The sequence below is a fragment of the Streptomyces sp. NPDC048002 genome (genome assembly GCF_040653275.1).
Taxonomy (GTDB): domain Bacteria; phylum Actinomycetota; class Actinomycetes; order Streptomycetales; family Streptomycetaceae; genus Streptomyces.
On sequence record NZ_JBEZNL010000056.1, the window covers coordinates 39,079 to 47,101 of the forward strand.

At 74.2% G+C, this 8,023-nt stretch carries 8 protein-coding genes; 5 read left to right on the plus strand and 3 right to left on the minus strand.

Annotated elements, in window-relative coordinates; all coding sequences use genetic code 11:
* Nucleotides 1–9: 9 nt before the first annotated feature.
* Both cobM and cbiE read right to left on the minus strand, forming a co-directional pair.
* The gene (gene cobM / locus AB0E07_RS37275) at nt 10–759 is read right to left on the minus strand and encodes a precorrin-4 C(11)-methyltransferase (protein ID WP_362262127.1); all 750 of its coding nucleotides are present in this window, start codon (nt 757–759) and stop codon (nt 10–12) included.
* Nucleotides 756–2,030 carry a precorrin-6y C5,15-methyltransferase (decarboxylating) subunit CbiE gene (gene cbiE, locus AB0E07_RS37280; protein ID WP_362262129.1) on the minus strand — a complete coding sequence of 425 codons (1,275 nt, stop codon included), beginning with the start codon at nt 2,028–2,030 and terminating at the stop codon, nt 756–758. Before cbiE ends, cobM begins: the two co-directional genes overlap by 4 nt.
* Before the next feature lie 153 nt (nt 2,031–2,183).
* Here cbiE and tsaD point away from each other — a divergent pair, with 153 nt between their 5' ends.
* From tsaD to AB0E07_RS37300, 4 genes are all read left to right on the plus strand, one after another.
* Nucleotides 2,184–3,245 (plus strand): tRNA (adenosine(37)-N6)-threonylcarbamoyltransferase complex transferase subunit TsaD, encoded by a 1,062-nt coding sequence (gene tsaD, locus AB0E07_RS37285; RefSeq protein WP_362262131.1) that lies wholly within the window; start codon nt 2,184–2,186, stop codon nt 3,243–3,245.
* A 209-nt stretch (nt 3,246–3,454) separates the two neighbouring features.
* Entirely contained in the window at nt 3,455–4,123 is a 669-nt protein-coding gene (locus AB0E07_RS37290) for a hypothetical protein (RefSeq protein WP_362262134.1), read from the plus strand.
* 88 nt (nt 4,124–4,211) lie between these two features.
* On the plus strand, nt 4,212–4,541 hold the full coding sequence (locus AB0E07_RS37295) for an antibiotic biosynthesis monooxygenase (RefSeq protein WP_362262136.1): 330 nt from the start codon (nt 4,212–4,214) through the stop codon (nt 4,539–4,541).
* A 231-nt stretch (nt 4,542–4,772) separates the two neighbouring features.
* Nucleotides 4,773–5,657, plus strand: a complete 885-nt coding sequence (locus AB0E07_RS37300; protein WP_362262139.1) for a S1 family peptidase — start codon at nt 4,773–4,775, stop codon at nt 5,655–5,657.
* Between the two features lie 56 nt (nt 5,658–5,713).
* On the opposite strand, the gene AB0E07_RS37305 is transcribed toward AB0E07_RS37300, so the two are convergent.
* The gene (locus tag AB0E07_RS37305) at nt 5,714–6,658 is read right to left on the minus strand and encodes a LysR family transcriptional regulator (RefSeq protein WP_362262141.1); all 945 of its coding nucleotides are present in this window, start codon (nt 6,656–6,658) and stop codon (nt 5,714–5,716) included.
* Between the two features lie 105 nt (nt 6,659–6,763).
* Between AB0E07_RS37305 and AB0E07_RS37310 the strand changes: the two genes are divergently transcribed.
* Nucleotides 6,764–7,963 carry a cysteine desulfurase-like protein gene (locus tag AB0E07_RS37310; RefSeq protein WP_362262144.1) on the plus strand — a complete coding sequence of 400 codons (1,200 nt, stop codon included), beginning with the start codon at nt 6,764–6,766 and terminating at the stop codon, nt 7,961–7,963.
* Nucleotides 7,964–8,023 lie beyond the last annotated feature (60 nt).

Sequence of the window (8,023 nt, forward strand, 5' to 3'; positions counted from 1 at the left end):
CAACCTCCGTCAGCAGACGTGCCGTTCGCGTTCCGCCGAGTACAGGTGGCTGTCGCGGAACTGCTCCGCGCCCAGCGTCCGCCCCACCATGATGACGGCGGTGCGTTCCACCCCGGACTCCTTGAGCTTTCCGGCGATCTCGCCGAGCGAGCCGCGGATGACCAGTTCGTCCGGGCGGGAGGCGTAGGCGACGACCGCAGCGGGGCAGTCGGCTCCGTAGTGCGGCAGCAGCTCGCCGACCACACGGTCGACCAGCTTGGCGGCGAGGTGCAGCACGATCAGCGCGCCGCTGCGGCCGAGGGTGGCCAGGTCCTCGCCCTCGGGCATGGGGGTGGCCCGGTTGGCGACGCGGGTGAGGATGACCGTCTGGCCGACGGTGGGCACGGTCAGTTCCCGCTTCAGGGCGGCAGCGGCGGCGGCGAAGGCCGGGACGCCCGGGACGACCTCGTAGGGCACCCCGGCCGCGTCCAGTCTGCGCATCTGCTCGGCGACCGCGCTGAAGACGGACGGGTCCCCGGAGTGCAGCCGCGCCACGTCGTGCCCCTGCTCGTGGGCGCGCACCAACTCCTCGGTGATCTGGTCGAGGTTGAGGTCGGCGGTGTCCACCAGCCGTGCGTCCGGCGGGCATTCGGCGAGCAGTTCGCGCGGGACCAGGCTGCCCGCGTACAGGCAGACCCGGCAGGCGGCGAGCGTCCGGGCACCGCGGACCGTGATCAGGTCGGCGGCACCGGGTCCGGCGCCGATGAAGTACACGGTCATGTGTCCACTCCTGCAAGGGGGTCGAGGGTCTTCCGTACGGCCCACTGGGTCACGGGCATCGCCTGCCGCCACCCGGTGAAGCCGCCCACCGGGACGGCGTGCGCGACGGCGAGCCGCACCAGTTCGCCGCCGTGCCGTCGGCGGGCGTCCGCGAGCAGCGCCTCGGACTCCAGGGTCACGGTGTTCGCCACCAGCCTCCCGCCGGCGGGCAGCGCCTGCCAGCAGGCGTCGAGGAGGCCGGGTGCGGTGAGTCCGCCGCCCACGAACACGGCGTGCGGCGGGGGCAGTTCGGCGAGCGCGGCGGGCGCCGGGCCGGTGACGACGACGAGTCCGGGCACGCCGAGGCGGTCGGCGTTGCGGGCGATGCGCTCGGCCCGTACCGGGTCGCGCTCGACGGTGTAGGCGCGGCAGGACGGGTGGACACGCATCCACTCGACGGCGATCGAGCCCGAACCGCCGCCGACGTCCCAGAGCACCTCGCCGGGCGCGGGGGCCAGCGCGCCCAGGGTCGCGGCGCGGATGTGCCGCTTGGTGAGCTGGCCGTCGTGCTCGTACGCCTCGTCGGGCAGGCCGGGCACCGCGCCGAGCCGGAGGGCGTCCGGGGAGCGGCGGCACTCGACGGCGACGAGGTTGAGGGGGTCACCGACCGCGCCCTCGCGGGGCCAGTCGTCGGCGGCGCTCTCGGCGCCCAGGTGTTCCTTCGGCCCGCCCAGCTGTTCCAGGACGCGCATCCGGCTCGGCCCGAAGCCGCGGTCGCGCAGGAGGGCGGCGACGGCTGCGGGCGTGGTGGCGTCGGCACTCAGGACGAGGATCCGCCGACCCTCGTGCAGGGCGGCGGCGAGGCGGGCGGTGGGGCGGCCGACGAGCGTGACGACCTCGACGTCCTCCTGGGGCCACCCGAGCCGGGCCGTGGCCCAGGACACGGAGGAAGGGTGGGGAAGAACACGTGGGCCGCCCGTCTCGCGCAGTTCCTCGGCGAGGGCGCGCCCGATGCCGTAGAACATCGGGTCCCCGCTGGCCAGTACGGCGATGCGGCGGCCCGCGTGGGCCGCGAGCAGCACGGGGACGGCGGGGCGCAGCGGCGAGGGCCACGCGACGCGCTCGCCGGCGCAGGGGGCGGGGAGCAGGGCCAGTTGACGGGGGGCGCCGATCAGGACCTCGGCGTCCCGCAGCGCGGCGCGTGATGCCTCGGGCAGCCCGTCCCAGCCGTCGGCCCCGATGCCGACGACGGTCACGGCGGGGGTCGGCGGTTGTGGACGTACGGCGGTCAAAGCTCGGCACCTCGGGACTCGGCGGCAACGCGCGGTGATATCAGGGGCGCACTCTACTGGGCGGCCACCAGCGGGTTCGCGCTCGGGTACACATCCCGGGGCTCTTATTGCACACTACTTGCAATAGCGATATGCAGGCAGAAAGAGGCGGGTATGGGGTCACCGATCGTGCTGGGCATCGAGTCGTCCTGCGACGAGACCGGCGCGGGGCTGGTCCGGGACGGACGGCTGCTGGGCCAGGCGCTGGCGTCGAGCATGGACGAGCACGCCCGCTTCGGCGGGGTCGTGCCCGAGATCGCCTCCCGGGCACACCTCCAGGCGCTGCGGCCGGTGATCCGGCGGGCGCTGGACGAGGCGGGGCTGCGGCTGTCCGACATCGGCGCGGTCGCCGTGACCACCGGGCCGGGCCTGTCGGGCGCGCTCCAGGTGGGCCTGGCCGGGGCGAAGGGCGTCGCCTACGCGCTGGGGGTTCCGCTGTACGGGGTGCACCATCTCGCCGGGCACGTGGCCGCCGACACGCTGGAGCACGGGCCGCTGCCCGATCCGTGCGTGGTGCTGATCGTCTCGGGCGGTCACACCTCACTGCTGCTCGTGCGTGACCTGGTGCGCGATCCGATCGTCCACCTCGGCGACACGCTCGACGACGCGGCCGGGGAGTGTTTCGACAAGGTGGCCCGGGTGTTCGGCCTGCCGTATCCCGGCGGTCCGGCCGTGGACCGGGTGGCCCGTACGGGTGATCCGCGGGCGGTGGCGTTCCCGCGGCCGCTGACCGGTCCGCGGGACGACCCGTACGCGTTCTCGTTCTCCGGCCTGAAGACGGCGGCCGCGCGCTGGGCGGAGGGGCACGCGGGGCGTGAGCTGCCGGTGGCCGACGGCGCGGCCTCGCTCCAGGAGGCGGTGGCCGACGTACTGACCCGCAAGGCGGTCGCGGCCTGCGCCGAGTACGGCGTGGGCACGCTGGTCGTGGTGGGCGGGGTCGCCGCGAACTCGCGGGTGCGGTCGCTCGCCGAGGAGCGGTGCCGGGCCGCGGGGATCGAGTTGCGGGTGCCTCCGCTGCGGCTGTGCACGGACAACGGCGCGATGATCGCCGCGGTCGGCGACCTCCTGGTCCGCTCCGGCGCCGAACCCGCCCCTCTGGACGTGTCGATCGACCCGTCGGCACCGCTGGAATACGCCGCGCTCACCCCGCTGACGGCCGTGGCGGGCGCCGCCTGAGAGAGATCCGCGCTTCCGGGACACCGAGCACTCCGCCGGTCACCGAGTACTCCCCCGTGCGCCCCCACGCGCTCCCCCACACGTCCGCGCACCTCCCCGCATGGTCGTGCGCCGCCTAATTGCCGTGATTCGTCAGCTACTTGACCGCTCAGTGGGTATCCACAAGTCGGGTGGCATCGGGAGGCATGGGGGGCTGACGGTTGGCGCGCGTGTCTTCGACGTCCGGGCCCCGCGCGTCCCGCCGCGCGCGGCGCCGGCAGGCGGTTCGGCTGCTGCGGGCCCGCGGGCTCTACGGGCCCAGGTTCCGTGAAGTGCTCCCGCCGCTCGCCCTGTTCGTCACGTCGGTGTGCTGCCTGGTCGCCCTGCTGGCCCTCGGCTATCGCGCCCTGGGCATCGCCGCACCGGTCACCGGGGCCCTGGCCGTGACGGGTGCCGTCGCCCTCTGGCTGCGCCGCCGACGGCCGGGCGCCCGTCGGCGCGTCGGGTACTACACCCGGGACGAGCTGCTCGAACTCGACACCGAGGGCCTCGCGCTGGCCGTCGCCCGGATGCTGCGCCGGGACGGCTGGCGGGTACGGCTGATTCCGGCCGCCGACCGGCCGCGCGTCTGCGCGCGCAACGCCGAGGGCCGGCATCTGGACGTGGCCTTCCGGCCGGTCGCTGAACCGCTCCCCGACGAGGACGCGGCCCATCCCCACCCCCGCCGCGGGAAGCGGGACGAGGAGGTCCTCCACCTGGTCGTGCACCGGGGCTCTTTCGCCGCCCGCGACGTCCGGTGGGCCACCCGGGACGGCAGGACCCACCTGCTCGACGGTCTCGCGCTCCGTCGCTGGGCGGCGGGCGAGCGGCTGGGGGAACTGCTCGCCGAGGAGAGGTGAGCCCAGGCCGCCGGTCCGCCCGGCCGCCGGTCCGCCCAGCCGCGGGGCGACGGCCGTCCACGGAGCGCCGTGCGGCAGGATGAGCGGCATGAGCGTAGTCAAGATCAATGTACTGAGCGTCCCGGCCGAGCAGCGCGAGACGCTGGAGAAGCGCTTCGCCTCCCGCGCGCACGCCGTGGAGAACTCCGACGGGTTCGAGTGGTTCGAGCTCCTGCGGCCCGTCGAGGGCACCGACAGCTACCTCGTCTACACGCGCTGGCGCGACGAGGAGTCGTTCCAGGCGTGGATGGAGGGCCCCATGAAGGCGGCCCACCAGGGCGGTGGCGCGGAGGGCGGCGAGCGGCCCCGCCCCGCGGCCTCCGGTTCCACGCTGTGGTCCTTCGACGTGGTGCAGCAGGCGGCCCCGAAGGGCGCCTGACGACGTAGCACCGACGCGTCCCGTCGTCGCGTACGGGCGACGGGACGCGTACGCACACGGCTTGAAGGCGCCCTACCACCGGTCCCGGCGCCCCGGCACAATGGGCGCGGCCCGTTCCCAACAGGCGGCCCGCGCACGTCGCGTGACCCGCCTGAGCACACCACCGCCGCTCCCTCCAGGGCCCGGCGGACCTGACCAAACCAGCCAACGGTTCTCGGGGAGTTGTGGGCGATGCGAGCACGCCGTAGCAGGACGGCACGTTTCCGGTCGGTCACCTGTGCCCTGAGCCTGCTCACCGCGGCGGTGCTCGCCCTGCCCGGAACGGGCGCGGCCGCCGCCACACCCCCGCCCCACACCGCGCCGCGCACCGCCTCCGCCGCCGTGGAGGCACTGGACATCGCCGGTACGTCCTGGGCGGTCGACGACAGGACCGGCACCCTGCGCGTGCAGGCCGACGCGACGGTACCGGCCCCCGGTCTCGCACGACTGCGACAGCTCGCCGCGCGCTCCGGCGGAACCGTCGTCCTCGAACGGCACGACGGACGGCTGCGCACCCTGCTGTCCGGGGGCGACGCGGTCTTCGCGTCCGGGCTGCGCTGCACGGCCGGGGTCAACGTGCGCAGCGGGACCTCGTACTACTTCGTCACCGCCGGCCACTGCACCGGCTCGGCGGGCACCTGGTACACCAGTGCCGCCCAGACCACGGTGATCGGCCCCACCACCGGCACCAGCTTCCCGGTCGACGACTTCGGCATCGTCCGCTACGCCAACGACGCGGTACCGCGCCCCGGCACGATCGGCACCCTCGACGTCACCGGCACGGCGACCGCCTACGTCGGCCAGAGCGTCTGCCGTCGCGGCGCGACCACGGGCATCCGCTGCGGTGTGGTCACCGCGCTCAACACGACCGTCAACTACGCCGGCGGCCACATCGTCCACGGCCTCATCCGCACCAACATCTGCGCCGAGCCCGGCGACAGCGGCGGCCCCCTCTACGCGGGCGACAAGGTCATCGGCATCCTCTCCGGCGGCTCCGGCAACTGCACGAGCGGCGGCACCACCTTCTACCAACCGATCCAGGAACCGCTGGCCCAGTACGGCCTGTCGGTCTACTGACCCCACAACCACCGAGCCCCCGCTCCCCCGTGCCCCGCACCCGTGCGGACGGCACGTCAGCTTCCCTCGGCCTCCTCCAGCGACGCCACGTCCGCCACCGCCCGCGTCAGGAGTGCGACCAGGTCGTTCAAGACCGGGGGGCGGGTGTCGGGGCGGCTTACCGCGAGGACTTCTCGGTGCAGGGGGGTGGTGCCGGGTGGCAGGGGGACCCTGGTGACGCCCGGGTTCCGGTGCGGGCCGAGGAGTGTGGCCGGGATCAGGCCCACCGCGAGTCCGGCCCGGACCATGGCGAGCATGCTGTGCAGATCGTCGGTCTCCAGCGCCACCCGGGGCGCGATGCCGAGTTCCCCGGCCCAGCGGTGCAGCAGGCGGCGGTCGGGGTTGTTCGCGTGGCCCGAGACCCAGTCGCGCTCCAGGCAGTCGGCCAGCTCCGGCGGGCCGCCCCGGCCCGGCTCGGCGCCCGCGACCAGGACCAGCGGTTCGCGCCCGAGGACGGAGATGGTCAGGGCCTCGGACGGGACCGGCGGGTCCTCGGGCAGATAGCGGTAGGCGACGAGCAGGTCGATGTCGCCCGACCGGACCCGCGGCACGCCCTCGTCCGTCTCCACGACCACCAGACGGATGCGCGGACCCGGACGGCGCTCCCGGAGCGTGGCCAGGACCTGGGGCAACAGGTATGTCATCGCGCTCGGGTAGACCCCGACCCGCAGTTCGGCCAGCTCCTGGGCCGCGATGGCCTGGGCGGCGTCCTGGAAGCGTGCCGTGGCGTCGAAGAGCGTCTCGGTGACCTGGGCGAGGGAGCGGCCGGCGGCGGTGAGGATCAGCCGGCTGCCGGGACGGCGGACGATCAGTTCGACGCCCATCGCGCGTTCGAGCGCGGCGATGTGCTGGGAGACCGCGGAGGGCACATAGCCGAGTTCCGCCGCCGCCTCGGCCATCGAACCCCGGCGCACCACCGCCAGGAAGGTGGCCAGAAGCTTCAGATCCGGCTGAGACTTCATGGCTCATGAACTTTCTCTTCGAGATCCGTCGCTTTACGTGTCGAACGGCCGAGGCCAGAGTAGAGGAACCGCGACGCCGGGAATCGCCGGCAGAAAGCAGAGGTCATGGCCATCGATCTGCCCGCCCTGCGGGCCCAGTTCCCCTCGCTCGACACCGGCCTCGCCTTCTTCGACGGCCCCGGAGGGACACAGACCCCGCGCCCGGTCGCCGACGCCGTCGCCGCGACCCTCACCGGCCCCCTGTCCAACCGCGGGGCCGTCAGCCCCTCGGAGCTGAACGCCGAGCGCGCCGTGTCGGACTTCCGCGGCGCCTTCGCCGACCTGCTCAACACCCCGGCGAACGGCATCGTCCACGGCCGCAGCGCCACGCAGCTCACGTACGACTTCTCCCGGCACCTGGCCAAGACCTGGCGGGCGGGCGACGAGATCGTCCTCAGCCGCCTCGACCACGACGCCAACGTCCGCCCCTGGATCCAGGCCGCCGAGCGCGCCGGGGTGACGGTGCGCTGGATCGAGATCGACCCGCGGACCACGGAACTCGACCTCGACTCCTACGAGCGGGCCCTGTCACCGCGGACCAGGCTGGTGGCGGTCACGGCCGCCTCGAACGTGCTGGGCACCAGGCCGCCCGTACGGCGGATCGCCGACCGGGCGCACGAGGCGGGCGCCCTGGTGTACGTCGACGGCGTCCACTACGCCGCGCACGCGCTGGTCGACGTACCCGCTCTCGGGGCGGACCTGTTCGTCTGCTCGCCGTACAAGTTCCTCGGACCGCACTGCGGGGTGCTGGCGGCGGCGCCCGAGTTCCTGGAGACGCTGCGTCCGGACAAGCTGCTGCCCTCCACGGACGCCGTGCCGGAGCGCTTCGAGTTCGGCACCCTGCCGTACGAGGTCCTCGCCGGTGCCACCGCCGCCGTCGACTTCCTCGCCGCGCTGGACCCGGGGACGGCGACCTCGCGCAGGGAGCGACTGGCGCACTCCCTGGACTCCTTGCACGCCCACGAGCTGGCCTTGCGCGCCCGGATGGAGGAGGGGCTGGGCGATCTGGGCGAGGCCGTCACCCTGCACTCCAGGGCCGCCGACCGGACGGCGACCCTGTTGATGACCCTCGAGGGCCGCGACGCGCGCGAGGCGCAGGCCCACCTCGCGACACGGGGCGTGGTGGCACCGGCGGGGTCGTTCTACGCGCACGAGCCGTTCGCCGCGCTCAAGCTCGACGATCCGGCCCTGCGCGCGGGGCTCGCTCCCTACAACACCCTCGACGACGTGGAGCGCTTCCTCGGCGGGCTGGCGGAGTTCGTCTGACGCCGGCGGTCCCCGGCGGTCGTGCGGTGTCGGTCGGCGGGGCGACGGCCTGTTCCGGCC